Here is a 16,428-nt window from a genome sequence, read left to right as displayed (position 1 = left end):
GCGAATGGCGTTGTTGCGATGGACAGGCATAAGAACTACTCGATCAGGTTCCGCGTCCGTGCGGCATTCAATGCGTGGCTTCACCATCCAGAGTCCGCAGGAAGCGTGCGATCTCACGGGTGAAAGCGTCGTTGGCGTCGCCGGCCACCATATGCGTGGCGCGCGGCAGTTCCACGTGCTCGGCATGCGGGGCCAGGCGCAGGAATTCGTCGACCGTGTCGCGCGAGACCACGTCGCTGCGTCCGCCGGAGAGCAGCAGCAGCGGCGCGCGCACGTTAGCCGCGGCGCTCATCAGGCGCGGCTGGTAGCGCTCGCTCTCGCGCACCAGGTCGCCGCCGAGCAGGGCCGGGTCCCAGTGCCAGCGCAGGCGGCCGTCGGCGCCTTCGCGCAGCAGCGGGCGCAGTTGGTCTTCGCTCTTGCGGCCAGGCCGGTGCGGCAGGTAGGCGGCGATCTGCTCGGCCGCTTCGGCGTAGTCGGCGAAACCGTCCGGATGCGCCTGCATGAAGGCGAGGATGCGCTCGACGCCGGCGGTCTCCCAGCGCGGGGTGATATCCACCAGCACCAGGGCGCGGAACAGCGTGGGTTCGATCTCGCCGGCCACCACCAGGCCGAGCAGGCCGCCCATCGAGGCGCCGACCAGCACCGGCGGTTCCGGCTGCGCGCGGGCCAGCCCGACCAGGTCGGCCACGAACTGTTCCATGTGGTAATCGCCGCCGGGCACGCGCTCGCTTTCGCCATGGCCGCGGCTGTCGAAGCTGACGCAACGGCAACCCTCGCCGGCCAGCGCATCCGCGGTGGCGGTCCAGGCGTGGCGGGTCTGGCCGAAGCCGTGGGCAAACAGCAGGGGCGGCCGGCCCTCCGGCTGGCGCACGTCGATCGCCAGCCGCACGCCATCGGCGGCGGTGAAGCGCGAGGACGAATCGGCAATGGACGCGACAGTAACCATACGGACGAGTATGGATTGCCCTCCAAGCCGCCGTCAACCATGCCCGTTCGGATTGCAAAGCCTAGGACTGGGGCTACCATGCTGGAATGAATGCCAGCGCCAAACCCGAACGCACCCGTCTTTCCGCCGAAGATTGGGAAGATGCCGCCCTCAAGCTGATTGCCGACCAGGGCGTAGGCGCCCTGGCCGTGGAAGCCCTGGCCCGCCAGCTCGGGGTCACCAAGGGCAGCTTCTACTGGCACTTCCGCACCCGCGAGGCCCTGCTGCAGGCGGCGCTGGAGCGCTGGGAACAGTACGGCGAGCGCGAAGTGATCAGCCAGATCGAGGCCATGCCCGACCCGCGCGCCCGCCTGCCGGAACTGTTCCGCCGCGTCGCCCACGAGATCGCCCCGCACCGCGTCTATGCCGCCCTGCTCAAGGCGCTGGACCACCCGCAGGTGGTGCCGGTGATGGCCCGCGTCTCGCAGCGGCGCATGGAATTCCTCACCAACATCTACCGCGAGGCCGGCCTGGCGCCGGACGAGGCACTGAATCGCGCGCGCCTCACCTATGCGGCCTACGTGGGCTTCCTCCAGCTCAACTTCACGCTGGGTCTACCGCGCATCAGCCATGAAGAGTTCGATGCCTACGTCGAGCACATGATCAAGACGCTCACGCCTGGCTGAAAGACCAGCCGCATCAGCGGCTTGGCGGCACTGCAGGGCCGCTTTGCTGCACTCCGCCTTGCAATGCCAGTACACGCAAACTACCGTTTCTGCTCTTTTTTGTTCTAAGACCAGAGAGAGGAACGCATGGCGAGCAAGCTGGAGGCGCTGCAGCGCTGGGTCGACGAGGCGGCGGCGCTGACCCGCCCCGCCCGCATCCATTGGTGCGATGGCTCTGACGCCGAATACCAGGCGCTGGTGCAGCAGATGCTGCAGACCGGCGACCTGGTCGAACTGAACCAGCAGACCCATCCGGGCTGCTACCTGCACCGCTCGAGCCCTTCCGACGTGGCCCGCGTCGAACACCTCACCTTCGTCTGCACCAAGGAGCGCGAGGACGCCGGCCCGAACAACCACTGGATGGACCCGGCCGAGGCCCACGCCAAGATGGACGGCCTGTTCGACGGCTGCATGGAAGGCCGCACCATGTACGTCATCCCGTACTGCATGGGCCCGATCGACTCCCCGCTGGCCCGCTGCGGCGTGGAGATCACCGACAGCCCCTACGTGGTCGCCAACATGCGCACCATGACGCGCATGGGCGCCGCGGCGCTGGCGCGCATCGAGCGCGAAGAGACCTTTGTGAAGGGGCTGCACTCCACCGGCGAGCTGGACCCGGAGCGCCGCTTCATCATGCATTTCCCCGAGGACCTGGCGATCAAGTCCTACGGCTCCGGCTACGGCGGCAACGCGCTGCTGGGCAAGAAGTGCCACGCGCTGCGCATCGCCAGCTGGCAGGCCAAGTCCGAGGGCTGGCTGGCCGAGCACATGCTGATCGTCGGCATCGAGAATCCGCAGGGGCAGACGCATTACATTGCCGCCGCATTCCCCTCGGCCTGCGGCAAGACCAACCTGGCCATGCTGATTCCGCCGGAAGGCTATCGCCGCGACGGCTGGAAGGTGTGGACCGTCGGCGACGACATCTGCTGGATGCGCCCCGGCGCGGACGGCCGCCTGTACGCGATCAATCCCGAGGCCGGCTTCTTCGGTGTGGCGCCGGGCACCAGCGCGGGCAGCAATCCCAATGCGCTCGCCAGCATCGCGCGCGACACCATCTTCACCAATGTCGCCGTCACCGCCGACAACCAGCCGTGGTGGGAAGGCCTGCCGGGCGAGCCGGCGCTCGACTGGCAGGGCCGCGCCTATGACCCGGCCAACGGACCGGCCGCGCATCCCAATGCGCGTTTCACGGTAAGCGCGAAGCAGTGCCCGACCTGGTCGCCCAAGGCCGAGGACGCGCAGGGCGTGCCGATCAGCGCGATCGTATTCGGCGGCCGCCGCCCCTCCCTGGTGCCGCTGGTGTTCGAGGCGCGCGATTGGGCGCACGGTGTGCTGGTCGGCGGCGCGATGGGCTCGGAAACCACCGCCGCGGCCACCGGCGCGGTCGGCGTGCTGCGCCGCGATTCGATGGCGATGAAGCCGTTCTGCGGCTACCACTACGGCGACTATTTCAAGCACTGGCTGTCGTTCGACCAGCCGGGCGCGCAACTGCCGAAGATCTTCCACGTCAACTGGTTCCGCAAAGGCAAGGACGGCAAGTTCCTGTGGCCGGGCTTCGGCGACAACCTGCGCGTGCTGGAATGGATGATCGCCCGCGTCGAAGGCAAGGCCGCCGGTGTCGATACGCCGATCGGCACGCTGCCGGCCCGGGGCGAGCTGCGTACCGAAGGCCTGGCCCTCGACGCCGCCGCGCTGGACGAGCTGCTGCACGTCGACGAAGCCGGCTGGCAGGCCGAGGCCGCCGCCATCGGCGGCTACCTGAGCGAGTTCGGCCAGCGCATGCCGCAGCGCCTGCATGACGAACTGCAGCGCGTCGCCGGCGCGCTTGCCGGCGCGCCGCGGGCTTCCGCGGTCGCTTCCTGACGTTCGCGGCGGCCGTGGCGCAAGGCCCGGCCGCCGCCTTCCGCATCGCGGCCATGACCGATGGCCGATGAGCCCCCTCCTCTAAACCTTGCCGCGCCACGGCGCATCCAAGCTGGCAAGATGATCAGCGCCTGCGCCACCACCGGAAACCCCATGCCGCCTGCCATCGTCGCAGCGCCCGACGACGACGCCGCCGACGTGCGCGCCGCTGCGGACGGCGACCGGGCAGCGTTCCAGCGGCTCTATCGCCGGCATGCGGATCGCGTCTACGGCGCGGTACTCCGGCTGGCCGGCTACGACCACGCACGCGCCGAGGACCTGACCCAGGATGCCTTCGTGCGCGCCTGGCAGAAACTCGCCGGCTTCCGTCACGAAAGCGCGTTCGGCACCTGGCTGTATCGCCTGGCGGTGAACGTGGCGCTGATGGACATCCGCTCGCGCGGCGCCGACCCGGTCAGCACGATGGACCAGGACGACCTGCCGGATCACGGCCAGACTCCGTTCTGTGCGGCCGAACGCGACGAACTGGAACGTGCGATCGGCAAACTGCCGCCACGCGCGCGCGCCGTGCTGGTCCTGCACGACGTGGAAGGCTGGCGGCACGAGGAAATCAGCGCCGAGCTCGGCATGGCCGTCGGCTCGTCGAAAGCGCAGCTGCACCGCGCACGCGGACTGCTGCGCAAGGTACTTGGAGAAGCGTCATGAACGAATTCGAATGGCATCGCCAGATGCGCGCCCTGCGCGAGCCGGTGTCCCCGCGGCGAGACCTGTGGGTGGACATCGAAGCGAAGCTGGATGCCGCAGCGCCCGCCGCCGCGGTAACCCCGCGCGCACGGCGCAGCCACGCCTGGATGCTCGCGGCGAGCTTCGCCGGACTGTCGCTGCTGGCTGTCGCGATCAATCATCGGCTGCGGGTCGAAGCGCCCGCCACGCTCGAAGTACAGGTGCCGGCGAACTGGAAACCCTCCGACCCGCGCCTGGCCGGCGCGGCGGTGGAACTGGACGCCGCACGCATGGAACTGCAACAGGCCATCCAGCAGGCACCGCATTCCCCCGCCTTGCAGCGTCTGCTGGACCGCACCGCCAAACGCCAGTCGCAACTGCGCCAGATGGAACAACAGGCAGGCTGAGTCACCGGAGCACAATCATGAAAACCGCACGCAATCTACCTGTCCTGCTGCTGGCCCTGGCGATCGGCCAGGCCTACGCCGATACGCCGATCAACCTCAGCCACGACGCCAAGCCCAACGTGCAGCTGCAGATCAGCAACGTCAAAGGCTCGGTCACCGTCACCGCCTGGGACCGCAACCAGGTGCAGGTCACCGGCCGCCTGGGCGAAGGCGCCAGGCCGCTGGAGTTCGAGGGCGACAACGGCAACCTCGAGCTGAAAGTGGAATCGACGGGCAAGTCGCGCTGGTTCAACTGGAGCAACGACACTGCGATGGGCAACACCACGCTGGACGTGCGCGTGCCCAAGGCCGCCTCGCTGGAAGTGGAAGTGGTCAGCGCGCCGGCGAGCATCGATGGCATCGACGGCGGCAGCATCAAGATCAATTCGGTGAGCGGCAAGGTGCGCATCAACGCGCGCTCGCCCTCGGTGGAAGCGGAAAGCGTCAGCGGCAGCCTGGAACTGGCCGGCCACGCCGACAAGGTGGACCTGCAGACGGTGAGCGGCGACATCCTCGCTCCGTCGGTGGGACGCGAGGCCGAACTGCAGACCGTGTCCGGCCGCATCCACGTCAACGGCGGACCGTGGAAGCGGCTCAACTTGAGCACCGTCTCCGGCGACGTGCAGGTGGGCGGCGGCATGGCCGGCGGCGGCGACATGAACATCGACAGCATGAGCGGCGATGTGCAGGTGCAGGTGCCAGGCAACCTTGCCGCGCAGATTCACGCCAATACGTTCAGTGGCGACCTGCGCAGCGATTTCGGTTCGCCGCGCAAGGTGGAACACGGCCCGGGTACGGAGCTGGATACCACGGCCGGCAGCGGCGGTTCGACCATCAAGCTGGAGACGTTCAGCGGCGACCTGCGCATCCGCCGGCAGGACTGAGCGCCGGCTCGGACGGGCCCCGAAACGAAGAAGCCGTCGCCAGTAGCGACGGCTTCTTGTTTTGCATCGAGTTCGACTGCGTGCCGATCAATTCAGGTCGATCAACCCAGGCCGATCAAGTCAGGCCGACGAACTCAGAGATCCTGGTGGTACTGCACGTACGGCGTGCGCGACTGGTCCGGCTCCGGGCCGGCGGGCGTATTCACCGCATTGCCGGACGACCACACGTTCTGCGCGCCGATGCTCAGCTCGCCCTGCCAGGGCAGGCGCAGGGTGACGCCCAGGTCGATGCTGCTCCAGCGGCGGTCGCTGTTGTAGCCCGTGCCCGGCAGCGCCGGCTGCATGACGCGACCGGCCACGCCGACGGCCAGCGGGCCGCGGTCGACGCCGAAGCTCAGCGCCTTCTGGTCCAGCGTATTGACGCCCAGCAGGTTGCCGGGCAGCAGGCGCACACGGCCCACGCTGGCGCCCAGGTCGATGCCGCTCTTGTTGTCCAGCGCCACGCGGCCGCGGGCATTGAGCTGCGCGCTGCTGTCGAACGCGTTCAGGCCGTTGACGCCGGCGGGAGCGCCCGGCAGCAGGCGCGGCAGCACCGAGGCATTCGGCGTGCTGTTGGCGCCCAGGCTCAGGCCCACGCTGTAGCGGCCGCTGCTGTAGGTGGCACCGATCTCGCTGCCGATCACGCGCGGCACGCGGTTGTTGATCCAGCTGTGCTCGCTGACGCCCACATGCGCCTGGAAATTGGAGCCCAGGCCGTAGGTCAGGTCGGTGGAAACGGCGCGGGAAGCGTCGACCACGCTGAACTGGAGCGGGCCGTCGCTGTGCTGGGCAGAGCCGAACGTGCCGCTATCGGCCTTGATCGTCAGCCAGCGGCCATCGCTGCCGCGCCACAGGGGAACCGCCGTATCCGGGCCGACCTGCACCACCTGGTCCGGCTTCTGGGCCAGCAGGCGGTTGGCCAGCTCGTGCGTATCGCCGGCCAGCGACTGCCCTGCCGCGGCAAGCGGCATCAGCAGAAATGGCATGGGCAACAGCAGGCGACGCATGGAGTTCGACCGGAATAAAGCTCTACGTGGATGGAACCCACACCCTCCCCAGGGCTCGGGTGGTTGGAGCTTACCACAATTTAACTTTTACTTACATCCATTTTGCCCCGGTAATTGGGTGATCCAGACCGCAAAATATTCTGGAGTCCCATCCGGCCAAAAAGCGGCTACGCCGGCCCGTTCCGTCAGCGACAACGCTGAACAGAGACGATATAAAGGCGTATGTGACCTTAAGCGATGGACCGGTCCACGCCGGATGAGTTCAGTACCCACCAATGCCGCCCCCATGTACCCGCCCCCGGAGCCCGGCTCCGCGGCGTTGCATGCGGCTGTCGAGGGTCTGTTCCGGGCGGGTGACGCGGCCGCCGTGATGGAAATCTGCGGGACGATGATCCGCGCCCTCGGGGTGCGCGGCTCCCTGGTCTGGCGCCAGCTGGAGGCCCCCGCGGACCCGCTCCTGCCGGGCCAGCTGGCCCTGGCCGAGGACCCGCAGTGCCAGCGCCTGCTGGCCGTGGCCACCGAAGGCCCGCTGCCGGCCGGCGCCGCCGAGGAAATCGCCTGGCTGGGCCGGATGGCCGCCTCGCGCCTGCGCCAGCTGGCCGAGACCTCGCGCCTGTACGAGGCGATCTCCCGCCTGGCCATGGCCGAGCGCCTGCAGCGCGCGCTCTACGCGATCGCCGACCAGGCCAGCACCGAACACAACATGGCCGAGATGATGCACGCGCTGCACGGCATCCTCGGCAGCCTCATGTACGCGGAGAACTTCTACGTCGCGCTGTACGACCCGGCCACCGACAGCGTGCGCTTCCCGTACTACGTCGACACCATGGACAAGGATCCGCCCCTGCCCGACCAGAGCGTGCCGCTGCAGGACATGCGCCACAGCCTCACCTGGAACCTGCTGCAGAGCGGCCAGCCGATCATGGGCTCGGTGGAAGAGCTGTCGCGCCAGTTCGCCGGCCAGTTCGTACTGCTCGGGCCGGTCTGCGAGGACTGGCTCGGCGTGCCGCTGCAGCGCGACGGGCGCGTGGTCGGCGGCATCGTGGTGCAGAGCTATCGCGAGGACACCCACTACACCGAACACGACCGCGAGCTGCTCAGCTACGTCGCCAAGCACGTGCAGACCGCACTGGAACGCCGCGAGGCGCACGCCGAACTGGAACGCCGCGTCGCCAGCCGCACCGCCGCGCTGCGCGAAGCCAACCGCGTGCTGCGCCAGCAGGTGCTGCAGCGCCAGCGCGGCGAGCGGCTGCAGGCGGCGCTGTTCCGCATCGCGGAACTGGCCAACGCCTCGGAAAGCCTCGACAACTTCTACGCCGCCGTGCACCGCGTGATCGGCGGCCTGCTGTACGCACGCAACTTCTATATCGCGCTGCTGGACGAAGAGCCCAACCAGCTCACCTTCCCGTATTCGGTCGACGAGTTCGACACGGTGCGCCTGCCGCGCTCGCACGGCCGCGGCCTCACCGAGTACGTGCTGCGCCACGGCAAGCCGCTGCTGGCCTCGCCGGACGACATCGACCGCCTGGCCCGCCAGGGCGAGATCGGCCACCACGGCTCGCGCTCGGTGTGCTGGCTGGGCGTGCCGCTGATCTGGGGCGAGCGCGCGATGGGCGTGCTGGCGGTGCAGAGTTATTCGCCCGAGCACACCTACGACGTGCGCGACCAGGAGCTGCTCACCTTCGTCAGCTACCACGTCGCCAACGCGCTGCAGCGCAAGCACACCACCGAATCGCTGAAGCAGGCCTACGCCAGCCTGGAGCGCCGCGTCACCGAGCGCACCCGCGCGCTGGCCCTGGCCAACCGCGACCTGCGCGAACAGATCGCCGAACGCGAGCGCGTCGAGCGCCGCCTCAAGTACGAAACCCTGCACGACTCGCTCACCGGCCTGCCCAACCGCACCCTGCTGCTGCAGCGGCTGGAGCAGGCATTGCAGCGCTATCACGGCAATCCGAACGATATGTTCGCCGTACTGTTCATCGATCTTGATCGTTTCAAGGTCATCAACGACTCGGTCGGCCACCTGGTCGGCGACGATCTCCTGTTCCAGGTCGGTGGCCGCATCCGCGCCTGCCTGAAGACCCGCGACGTGGTCGCCCGCCTGGGCGGCGACGAATTCGCCGTGCTGGCCGAAGGCATCACCGACTACCGCATGGCGCTGGTGATCGCCGAGCGCATCATCGCCGAGCTGCAGACGCCGTTCCGCCTGGGCGCCAAGGAGATCTTCACCTCCGCCTCGATCGGCATCGCCCTGCCCGGCCCGCACTACCAGCGCCCGGAAGAACTGCTGCGCGACGCCGACGCGGCGATGTACCGCGCCAAGGACGAAGGCCGCCACCGCGCCGCCGTGTTCGACGACCGCCTGCGCCGCGAGGCGCTGTCGCTGCTGGAGATGGAAGGCGACCTGCGCCGCGCGCTGAGCCGCAACGAATTCGTGCCGTTCTACCAGCCGATCGTCTCGCTGGAGGACGGCCGCACGGTCGGTTATGAGGCGCTATTGCGCTGGCGCCACCCGGACCGCGGCCTGCTCACGCCCAGCGATTTCCTCGCCGTGGCGGAGGAAAGCGGCTGCTCGGAAAGCATCGACTGGCAGATCTTCGAACAGGTCTGCGCCCAGGCCGAGGCGCTCACCGGCAGCGACGGCTTCGTCAGCATCAACGTCTCCGGCCGCCACTTCCGTTCGCCCGACCTGGACCGCCGCCTGCTCGACCTGCTCGCCGCCCATCGCCTGCCGACGCGCTGCCTGCGCATCGAGGTCACCGAGCGCGCGCTGCTGGAAAACGCTTCGCAGGTCAAACGCATCCTGGAGAACCTGCGCGACCACGACGTGGGCATCGCGCTGGACGATTTCGGCACCGGCTACTCCTCGCTGAGCTACCTGCACCAGTACCCGATCAGCACCCTGAAGGTGGATCGTTCCTTCATCACCGAGCTGCCGCGCGAAGGCGGCCACAGCCTCGCCGTGGTGCGCGCGATCCAGGTGCTGGCCGATTCGCTGCAGATGCAGGTGATCGCCGAAGGCATCGAGCAGGAGAACCAGCGCGACGCGCTGCTGCGCGTCGGCTGCCGCTACGGCCAGGGTTTCCTGTTCGCCACGCCGCATGCGGCGGATGTGTGGCTGCAGCGCGAATATCACTTCGCGCTGCCCTAGGGACGCTCTGATCTATTCCACGCACCCGTCACCGTTCTTGCAGAACGGCCCCGCCTGTTGAACTTGAATGATGGGGTGACGTCCAGAAGGCCCGCCGGCGGTGCCGCGCGGCTTGAACAGACGGCCAGTCTGCCCTGCGCCACGCAGCACCGCCGGCGGGCCTTCTGGACGCCATGCCGGGCGCGTGGAATAGATCAGAGCGTCCCCAGCCTTTTTATTGCGCCGTGCCCGGCGCGCTGACGCTGGAATGGCTGAGCAGGTGCTCGGCGTCGATGCGGTCGAACGTATAGCGCTGCGCGCAGAACTCGCAGGTCACCTCGATCTCGCCCTCGCGCGCTTCCAGCGCGGCTTCCACTTCCGCCCGGCCCAGCGAGCGCAGCATCGATTCCACGCGCTCGCGCGTGCAGCTGCAGCCGAAGGCCAGCGGGCGCGGATCGAACAAACGCACGGATTCCTCATGGAACAGCCGGTACAGCAGCTCTTCCGGCGCGGTGGCGAGCATTTCCTGCTTGCCCAGCGTATCGACCAGATGGCCGATGCGCGGCCAGGCATCCTCGTCCTGTACGCCGTCGCGGCCGCCCTCGCCGGGCAGGCGCTGCAGCATCAGGCCGACGGCGTGCTCGCCGTCCGCCGCCAGCAGGATCCGCGCCGGCAGCTGCTCGGACTGGGTGAAATAGCCTTCCAGCGCGCCGCCCAGTTCCGCATGGCGCAGGTCGACCAGGCCCTGGTAGCGCTGGCCGCGCTCGGCGTGGCCGATGGTGATGGCCATCACCGCGTCGGGCAGCGCTTCCAGTTCCAGCGGCGCGGGCAGCACGCCATCCCAGCGCGCGAGGCCGCGCAGCCGGCCCTGGTCGCTGCACTCGGTGAACAGCAGGCGCAGCGGGCCGCTGCTCTTCAGTTCGATCGAGAGGTTGCCTTCCAGCTTGATGTTGCCGGTGAGCAGCGCGCTGGCGGCCAGCGACTCGCCCAGCAGGGCGTTCAGCGCGGGCGGGTAATCCGCGCGGCCGGCCACTTCGCGCCAGGCGGCGCCCAGCCGCACCAGCACGCCGCGCACGCCGGCGCGCTCGAGCAGGAAGCGGTGCAGCACGTCTTCGACAAGAACGGTTTCCACGATGCGAACCTCTGAGGACAAGCGCGGAGAGATGGGGGCGCCGCAAGGCCATGCAAGTCGGCGCGCCGGGGCGCCGCTGGCCCCCGAGTGTATGCCAAGCCGGCGAGGCAGCCTCTTATACTGCCGCGTCGCCGCCGACCCCATCCTTCCGAACCCAAGGCCATGCCGCCCAGCCGTCCCCTGCTTTTCCGCCTGCTGCGCCCGCTCGCGATCCTGCTGGTCGCCTGGCTCGCCCTGAGCTGGTTCGCGGTGCTGGTGCTGCGCTTCGTGCCGCCGTGGACCTCGGCGGTGATGATGGAGCGGCGCCTGAGCGCACTGATCCATGGCGAGCAGGACTTCCACCTGCGCTACCGCTGGGTGCCCTGGTCGCAGGTATCGCCCTATGTGCCGATGGCGATGGTGGCCGGCGAGGACCAGAAATTCCCGTTCCACCATGGCTTCGATTTCGATTCCATCCATGACGCCATGGACGCCGCCGAGGACGGCAAGCGCCTGCGCGGCGCCAGCACGATCAGCCAGCAGACCGCGAAGAACCTGTTCCTGTGGAACGGCCGCAGTTTCGTGCGCAAGGGGCTGGAAGCGTATTTCACCGTGCTGATCGAACTGACCTGGCCCAAGCAGCGCATCCTCGAGGTGTACATGAACATCGCCGAGCTGGGCGATGGCGTCTACGGCGTGGGCGCCGCCAGCGACGCTTATTTCCGCACGCCGCCGGCCCGCCTGGCGCCGGCGCAGGCCGCGCGCCTGGCCGCGGTGCTGCCCAGCCCGCGCCGCTTCAAAGTGGCCCAGCCCAGTCCCTACGTGCTGGGCCGCGCGGCGTGGATCCAGCAGCAGATGGGCCAGCTCGGCGGCCCCGGCTATCTGCGCGGCGACACGCCGGCGCAGGTCCGGCGCACGCGCTGAAGCCGGCGCCGCTCCGCTAGCATGCGCGCATCGCCCGCATGGACCCGCGCATGCCGCAGCTGACCGTCATCGTGCCCGCCTACAACGAAGCGGCGGTGCTGGAGCACTTCCACCAGCGCCTGTCGCAGGTGCTCGACCAGCTGCCGCTGGAGGCCAGCGTGCTGTACGTCGACGACGGCAGCACCGACCGCAGCTGGGAGATCCTCGAGTCGCTCGCGCAGCGCGATCCGCGCGCCGCCGCGCTCAAGCTCTCGCGCAACTTCGGCAAGGAGGCGGCGATGACCGCCGGCCTGGACGAAGCCGACGCCGACGCCGTGGTGGTGATCGACGCCGACCTGCAGGATCCGCCCGAGCTGATCCCCGCCCTGGTCGAACAGTGGCGCGCCGGCTACGACGTGGTCTACGCCACCCGCAGCGCGCGCGCCGGCGAGAGCGGCTTCAAGCGCTTCACCTCAGCCGCGTTCTACCGCGCCATGGAAAAGCTGTCCGACACGCCGGTGCCGCGCGACACCGGCGACTTCCGCCTGCTCTCCCGGCGTGCCCTGGACGCATTGCGCCAGCTGCGCGAGCGCCAGCGCTTCATGAAAGGCCTGTTCGCCTGGATCGGCTACCGCCAGACCGCCGTGCATTACCAGCGCGAGCCGCGCCAGGCCGGCCAGACCAAGTGGAACTACTGGCGTCTGGGCCAGCTGGCGATCGAGGGCATCACTTCGTTCTCCACCGCCCCGCTGCGCCTGGCCACCTGGATCGGCCTGAGCGCCTCGCTGCTGGCCTTCGTCTACGGCAGCTGGGTCCTGGCCAAGGTCATGCTCTACGGCGATCCGGTGCGCGGCTATCCCACCCTGATGCTGGTGATCCTGTTCCTCGGCGGCGTGCAGCTGCTGGCGCTGGGGGTGATCGGCGAATACCTGGGCCGCAACTATGCGGAGAGCAAGCAGCGGCCGCTGTATTTCATCGAGGAGCGGCGGCGCTGAGCGGCGCCGGCACGGATTCACGTCCGCGCTACACCTCCGCCGCGCGGCGGCGCTAGACTGATACGCACCGTTTCGCAGTCGTTCGTCCACGGTCATTCCGGGAGGCAAGGCATGCGTCAGGTCAAGCATCTGCTGGACAGCAAGGGGCACCAGGTCTTCAGCATCGCGGAAGACGCGACGGTGCTGGACGCCATCAAGCACATGGCCGAACGCCAGGTCGGCGCGCTGCTGGTGATGCGCGGCGAGCAGCTGGTCGGCATGGTTTCCGAGCGCGACTACGCGCGCAAGGTGATCCTGCAGGGGCGCTCTTCGGCGCAGACCTCGGTGGCCGAGATCATGAGCAGTCCCGCGCTCACCGTCGGCCCGGACACCGAAGTCGAATACTGCATGCGCCTGTGCACCGACAGCCGCATCCGCCACCTGCCGGTGGTGCACGACAGCCGCGTGATCGGCGTGATCTCGATCGGCGACCTGGTGAAGGCGGTGATCGAGGAGCAGGCCGAGCAGATCGACCACCTCGAGCAGTACATCGCCGGCCGCTGATCAGGCCTTGAGCGCGGGCCCGGACGGTGTCCCGCGCGAGGCAGGCGCCTCCGGCGCGAGGTCCGGCGCGTGCCCCGCACGGCGGGCGATCCACGCCGCCAGCGCGGAAATGCCGACGCCGACCGAGGCCATGCCCGACAGGGTCACGCCCAGCATGCCGAACAGGTTGACGCCGCTGGTGACCAGCACGTCGCCGAAGCGCCACACCGCGGTCTCCACGAAGTTCTTGCCCTTGTAGCGCGTCTCGCGCGGCACGCGGGTGTACAGCGCGTCCTGCGCCGGCTTGGTCATGCCGTAGGCGAAGGCGCGCGAACCGACGATGGTCACCGCCAGCATCGGCACCGCCACGCCGAACATCTCGACCTGGCCGCTGCCGACCAGCGCCAGCCCGAGCAGCAGAAGCAGGTTCACCAGTGCCGGCACGACCAGGCCCCAGCCTGCGCCGTGGCGCATCATCAGCCAGCGCGTCACGGTGAGCTGCAGCACGGCGCCGATCGCGTTGGTATACAGATCAAGGTCATTGTAGAAAGCGGTGCGCGCGACCTTGTCGGCGATGTGCGCCTTGGTGTAGTCGGCCATCAGCGCATACGCCAGCGTGCCGATGCCATCGCCGAGCAGCATCAGGATCGCCATGTAGCGCAGGAAGGGGCGCGACCACAGCTCCTTGATGCCGGCCCAGATCGAACCGCCGACCGGTTCGTCGGTGCCGCGCCCGTGCTCCTGGCTGCCGGAAAGGAACAGCAGCAGGCCGAGCGCCGCCAGCAACGCCACCGCCGACACCACCAGCAGCGGCGCCACGCCGATGACCTGCACCAGCATCTTGGTCGCGAGCGGCCCGACGATCGCGCCGGCCATGCCGCCCATGGCGATCAGCGAGAACACCTTGCGCGCCCCGGCGCTGTTGAAGATGTCCGCCATGAAGCTCCAGAACAGCGACACCACGAACAGGTTGAACACGCTGACCCAGACGTAGAACACCACGCCCAGCGAGCGCGCGCCGATGCGGTCCTGCGCCACGAAGGCGGGTACGAAGGCGAGCAGGCACAGCGCGAAGAAGCTGTAGCTCCAGGCCAGCAGCCGCTTGCGCGGGAAGCGCGCCACCAGCATGCCGAACACCGGTGTAAGCAAGAGCATCACCACGAACACCACGCTGTAGAAAAACCACAGCGATTGCGAGCCCACCACGCCGCTCAGCTGATCGCGCACCGGCCGGATGATGTAGTAGGACGCCATCACGAAGAAGAACGCCAGCGCCGACATCACGGGCGCGTAGACCTGGCCGGTCTCGGTAGGACGGGGTGAGTTCACCAGGGGACATCCTGCGTGGGTCGCGCGAAGACTAGCATGCGACCATGACGCATCCAGGGGGCTGGGGAGTGAGCGAGCGCATGGACTACGACTACGTGATCGTCGGCGGCGGCTCCGCCGGCTGCGTGCTGGCCAACCGGCTCAGCGCACAGCCTGGCAAGCGCGTGCTGTTGCTCGAAGCCGGACCGCGCGATCTCAATCCGCTGATCCACATGCCCGCCGGCATCGCCAAGCTGGTCGGCGATCATCGCGGCCTGGCGCGGCTGTATGGCAGCGGCCGCATCAACTGGGGCTATCGCACCGAGCCGCAGGCGCAGTTGATGAACCGCCGCCTGTGGTGGCCGCGCGGCAAGACGCTGGGCGGCTCCAGTTCGATCAACGCGATGTGCTACATCCGCGGCGCCGCTGGCGACTACGAGGCCTGGGCGCAGGCCACCGGCGACGAACGCTGGCGCTGGGACGCGGTGCTGTCCTGGTTCCTGCGCGGCGAGGACAATGCGCGCGGCGCAGGTCCCTGGCATGGCGCGGGCGGCCCGCTGAGCGTGGCCGACCTGCGCTTCCATAGCGAGCTGTCGGATGCCTTCGTCGCCGCCGGCGCCGCGGCCGGCTTCGCCCGCAATGACGATTTCAACGGCGCGCGGCAGGACGGCTTCGGCCTGTACCAGGTCACCCAGCGCGATGGCGCGCGCTGCTCGGCCGCGGTGGCCTACCTGCGCCCGGCCCTGCAACGCGCCAATCTGGAGGTGCGCACCGGCGCGCTGGTGCAGCGCGTGCTGATCGAGCAGGGCCGCGCGGTGGGCGTGCAGGTCGGCGGCCGGCGCATCGAGGCCGGCGAAGTGATCCTCGCGGCCGGCGCGGTCAACACGCCGCAGTTGCTGATGCTGTCCGGCATCGGCCCGGCCGATCACCTGCGCGAACACGGCGTGCCGGTCCTGCTGGACCAGCCGCACGTCGGCGCCCACCTGCAGGATCACCTGGACATCTGCAGCGTGGTCGGCACCCACAGCCGCGCCACCTTCGACCATCTCAACGACCTGGCCGTGGCCTGGCGTTATGCGCGGCATCGCGACGGCATCGGCACCTCGAACGCGGCCGAGGCCGGCGGCTTCGTGCGCAGCCGCCATGCGCCGGACGAGCGCTGCGACATCCAGTTCCATTTCATCCCGGCGCAGCTGGATGACCACGGTGCGCACGCCCTGCCCGGCCGCGGCTACACCGTGCACGCCTGCTACCTGCATCCGCGCAGCCGCGGCCGGCTGCGCCTGCGCTCGGCGGATCCGGCGGTGCCCATCGCCATTCACGCCAACTACCTCGGGGATGCGCAAGGCCACGACCTGAAGCTGATGATCGAAGCCGCCCGCCTGTCGCGCGAGATCCTCGCTCAGGCGCCGTTCGACGCATTCCGCGGCGCGCCGGTGCAGCCTGCCGGCGAGCTGCGCACGGACACCGAATACGCCGATTTCATCCGCCGCCGCGCCGAAACCATCTATCACCCCGTCGGCACCTGCCGCATGGGGCGCGAGCACGAAGCGGTGGTGGACAGCGAGCTGCGCGTGTGGGGCCTGCCGGGCCTGCGCGTGGCCGATGCCTCGGTGATGCCCACGCTGGTGACCGGCAATACCAATGCGCCGACGCTGATGATTGCCGAGCGCGCCGCGGCGCTGATGCTTGGCGATGCCTGAGAGGGGGCATCGTCGAGCCCGCCTGGCGCATGACTGCCGCCTTTTCACGCCGCCGGCGGTCCGTTGTGGAGCGGCACGAAGTGCACGACAATTGGACGGTCTAAAACCGGGACGGATCCCGCCGATAGCCTCAGGGAGCCCAGG

The 16,428-nt window shown here is 69.0% G+C and carries 14 protein-coding genes; 10 read left to right on the top strand and 4 right to left on the bottom strand.

Annotated features, from left to right (window positions below; translation table 11 throughout):
- Positions 1-67: 67 nt before the first annotated feature.
- Positions 68-946 (bottom strand): alpha/beta fold hydrolase, encoded by an 879-nt coding sequence (locus BM172_RS12950; protein WP_026635592.1) that lies wholly within the window; start codon positions 944-946, stop codon positions 68-70.
- 86 nt (positions 947-1,032) lie between these two features.
- On the opposite strand from BM172_RS12950, the gene BM172_RS12945 reads away from it, so the two are divergent.
- The 5 genes from BM172_RS12945 (at position 1,033) to BM172_RS12925 (ending at position 5,566) form a co-directional block, all read left to right on the top strand.
- On the top strand, positions 1,033-1,611 hold the full coding sequence (locus BM172_RS12945) for a TetR/AcrR family transcriptional regulator (protein ID WP_026635591.1): 579 nt from the start codon (positions 1,033-1,035) through the stop codon (positions 1,609-1,611).
- Positions 1,612-1,737: 126 nt separating this feature from the next.
- Complete coding sequence (locus tag BM172_RS12940; RefSeq protein WP_026635590.1) at positions 1,738-3,513, top strand: phosphoenolpyruvate carboxykinase (GTP); 1,776 nt, start codon at positions 1,738-1,740, stop codon at positions 3,511-3,513.
- 153 nt (positions 3,514-3,666) lie between these two features.
- On the top strand, positions 3,667-4,218 hold the full coding sequence (locus tag BM172_RS12935; protein WP_026635589.1) for an RNA polymerase sigma factor: 552 nt from the start codon (positions 3,667-3,669) through the stop codon (positions 4,216-4,218).
- Complete coding sequence (locus BM172_RS12930; RefSeq protein ID WP_026635588.1) at positions 4,215-4,643, top strand: hypothetical protein; 429 nt, start codon at positions 4,215-4,217, stop codon at positions 4,641-4,643. Before BM172_RS12935 ends, BM172_RS12930 begins: the two co-directional genes overlap by 4 nt.
- Positions 4,644-4,660: 17 nt before the next feature.
- Positions 4,661-5,566, top strand: a complete 906-nt coding sequence (locus BM172_RS12925; RefSeq protein WP_026635587.1) for a DUF4097 family beta strand repeat-containing protein — start codon at positions 4,661-4,663, stop codon at positions 5,564-5,566.
- Positions 5,567-5,700: 134 nt separating this feature from the next.
- Here BM172_RS12925 and BM172_RS12920 read toward each other — a convergent pair whose 3' ends face one another.
- Positions 5,701-6,591: a hypothetical protein gene (locus BM172_RS12920; RefSeq protein ID WP_331279772.1), complete on the bottom strand. Its 891-nt coding sequence runs from the start codon at positions 6,589-6,591 to the stop codon at positions 5,701-5,703.
- Between the two features lie 277 nt (positions 6,592-6,868).
- Between BM172_RS12920 and BM172_RS12915 the strand changes: the two genes are divergently transcribed.
- Positions 6,869-9,763 (top strand): bifunctional diguanylate cyclase/phosphodiesterase, encoded by a 2,895-nt coding sequence (locus BM172_RS12915; RefSeq protein WP_035323474.1) that lies wholly within the window; start codon positions 6,869-6,871, stop codon positions 9,761-9,763.
- 214 nt (positions 9,764-9,977) lie between these two features.
- Here the strand turns inward: BM172_RS12915 and BM172_RS12910 are convergent, their stop codons facing one another.
- Positions 9,978-10,874 carry an Hsp33 family molecular chaperone HslO gene (locus tag BM172_RS12910; RefSeq protein ID WP_026635584.1) on the bottom strand — a complete coding sequence of 299 codons (897 nt, stop codon included), beginning with the start codon at positions 10,872-10,874 and terminating at the stop codon, positions 9,978-9,980.
- A 162-nt stretch (positions 10,875-11,036) separates the two neighbouring features.
- Here BM172_RS12910 and mtgA point away from each other — a divergent pair, with 162 nt between their 5' ends.
- The 3 genes from mtgA to BM172_RS12895 all read left to right on the top strand — a co-directional run bounded on the left by mtgA (position 11,037) and on the right by BM172_RS12895 (position 13,294).
- Positions 11,037-11,777: a monofunctional biosynthetic peptidoglycan transglycosylase gene (mtgA, locus tag BM172_RS12905; RefSeq protein WP_026635583.1), complete on the top strand. Its 741-nt coding sequence runs from the start codon at positions 11,037-11,039 to the stop codon at positions 11,775-11,777.
- Between the two features lie 50 nt (positions 11,778-11,827).
- On the top strand, positions 11,828-12,751 hold the full coding sequence (locus BM172_RS12900) for a glycosyltransferase family 2 protein (protein ID WP_026635582.1): 924 nt from the start codon (positions 11,828-11,830) through the stop codon (positions 12,749-12,751).
- A 111-nt stretch (positions 12,752-12,862) separates the two neighbouring features.
- Complete coding sequence (locus tag BM172_RS12895; RefSeq protein ID WP_026635581.1) at positions 12,863-13,294, top strand: CBS domain-containing protein; 432 nt, start codon at positions 12,863-12,865, stop codon at positions 13,292-13,294.
- On the opposite strand, the gene BM172_RS12890 is transcribed toward BM172_RS12895, so the two are convergent.
- Entirely contained in the window at positions 13,295-14,602 is a 1,308-nt protein-coding gene (locus BM172_RS12890) for an NTP/NDP exchange transporter (protein WP_428844767.1), read from the bottom strand.
- Positions 14,603-14,682: 80 nt separating this feature from the next.
- Here BM172_RS12890 and BM172_RS12885 point away from each other — a divergent pair, with 80 nt between their 5' ends.
- Positions 14,683-16,284: a GMC family oxidoreductase gene (locus BM172_RS12885; RefSeq protein WP_026635579.1), complete on the top strand. Its 1,602-nt coding sequence runs from the start codon at positions 14,683-14,685 to the stop codon at positions 16,282-16,284.
- Positions 16,285-16,428 lie beyond the last annotated feature (144 nt).

This window comes from Dyella marensis, from assembly GCF_900112865.1.
Lineage (GTDB): Bacteria > Pseudomonadota > Gammaproteobacteria > Xanthomonadales > Rhodanobacteraceae > Dyella_D > Dyella_D marensis_A.
The sequence above is the reverse complement of the archived record's forward strand: the minus strand, read 5'-3'. Positions and strand labels throughout refer to the sequence as shown.